The 1,569-nt window shown below is 38.2% G+C and carries 2 protein-coding genes; one reads left to right on the top strand and one right to left on the bottom strand.

All coding sequences use genetic code 11. The features are described 5' to 3' along the window. Window positions 1-179: 179 nt before the first annotated feature. Window positions 180-368: an IDEAL domain-containing protein gene (locus tag AC06OU_RS13870; RefSeq protein WP_402873721.1), complete on the top strand. Its 189-nt coding sequence runs from the start codon at window positions 180-182 to the stop codon at window positions 366-368. Window positions 369-413: 45 nt separating this feature from the next. On the opposite strand, the gene AC06OU_RS13865 is transcribed toward AC06OU_RS13870, so the two are convergent. Beyond that, entirely contained in the window at window positions 414-1,199 is a 786-nt protein-coding gene (locus AC06OU_RS13865; protein WP_475856539.1) for an IclR family transcriptional regulator domain-containing protein, read from the bottom strand. Window positions 1,200-1,569: the final 370 nt, after the last annotated feature.

The following is a 1,569-nucleotide window of genomic DNA, read 5'->3' as shown; positions in this document are numbered from 1 at the left end:
AATAATAGAAGGGTAGGATTTTTTCATATTTTCATGTATAGAAAATCCCATTCCAGTTAATCCTGAGAGTAAGAGAAGGGAGAGGGAGACGGTTCACTTTTTAGTAAAAATATAAAGAATGAATACTACTTTTCAAGTTGTCCAATATAATAGAAAAAAGGTGAAGGAGTTGGTTTCGAATGGAGAAGCAATTGCCTATAACACCACTAGAACCTGAGATGATGGAAACGTTGGCAGAAATGGTACTTATCAAGGCCCTCAGTGATTACCGGAAAACTCAAATCGAAAAAGAAATCGATCATTCGTTGGAAACCCGTGATAAGCAGGAATTTATAAGATTAACCAATGAATTGAAGAGTCTCTGTTAAATGAAATAGATGATAAAAATCCACACTTTAATAGGGTGTGGATTTTTACATTTTAACTCCGGTTTGTTGATTTATTTTTTTGACTCCTTCTTGAAGGACTGGTAAGTAGATTTCGATTAGTTTCTTCTTATCTGTCCGGCTTACCTGGGTGGAAATATTAATTGCGGCAATGGTTGCACCTTGATGGTTGTTAATGGGCATGGATATGGAGCATAGCCCTTGTTCGAGTTCTTCGTCTCCTATTGTATAACCGCGCATTCTACTCTTGGCAAGGTCTTCTTCGAATGTATCGAAAGTGGTGAGTGTTTGTTGAGTAAAGGGTTCGATTGTCGTGCTTTCCCATATTACCTTCCTTTCATTTTCAGGTAGCCAAGCAACAAGGGCTTTACCTAATGAGGTTGCATAATAAGGTAGCCTGGAGCCTACCGACAAGTTAGCTCCGACAATCCGGTTAGCTGCATTCACTCTAGATACATAGACAATCTCATTTCCATCAAGAATGGCCAGGTTGGTAGATTCTTGAACAGTGGCAGAAATGGTTTCCAAGATGGGTTGGGTGAAATCCGGTAAATTCAATGATTGTAAAAAGTGATGTGCGATGTCTAAAATCTTTGGACTGAGCTGAAATTTTTTTTCCTGGACGATCTTCAAGTAACCAAGATCGACAAGGGTTAAAGCAAAACGTCGGACTGTCGCTTTATTAATGCCTGTCCGCTCAGAAAGCTCCCGAAGTGAAAGGCTAATTGAGCTAGAATCGAATGCTTGTAACACTTCAAATCCTTTAGCTACCGAGTGTACAAAATAGTCTGAATGACTCGTGGTTTGATCCATAATGAACGACCTCCCAAAAATAATCCCAATAGTATATGACGAAGTTGTCAGAAAAGTAAAATAACTATATTGACTTCTTTTCAAAAGAAAACTATGATTGTTATATGTTTTACTATGTGTACACTTCGTACGGATAGTGAAATTATTTGGTGAAGCGTGAACTACTTTTATTCATTATATATCTTTAAGAATGTAAGGGGTTACATTTTAAGGTGTGATATCAGAAAATTTATTCGAGGAGGTTTTATATGAAGATAGAGCTTAATGATCCACAAATCAAACTCCCACCCACGACCATGGGAGAAAAGCTTAGGCAGGTCGGTCCAGGTATAGTTGTTGCTGCTACAGGCGTTGGAACTGCCGATTTGAT

It is taken from the genome of Psychrobacillus sp. (assembly GCF_056205495.1).
This window is presented reverse-complemented; position numbering and strand designations above follow the sequence as displayed.

Excerpts from the sequence above, each read along its gene's own strand:
- AC06OU_RS13865 (WP_475856539.1), bottom strand. The coding sequence starts at position 1,199 with ATGGATCAAACCACGAGTCATTCAGACTATTTTGTACACTCGGTAGCT.
- AC06OU_RS13870 (WP_402873721.1), top strand. The coding sequence starts at position 180 with ATGGAGAAGCAATTGCCTATAACACCACTAGAACCTGAGATGATGGAA.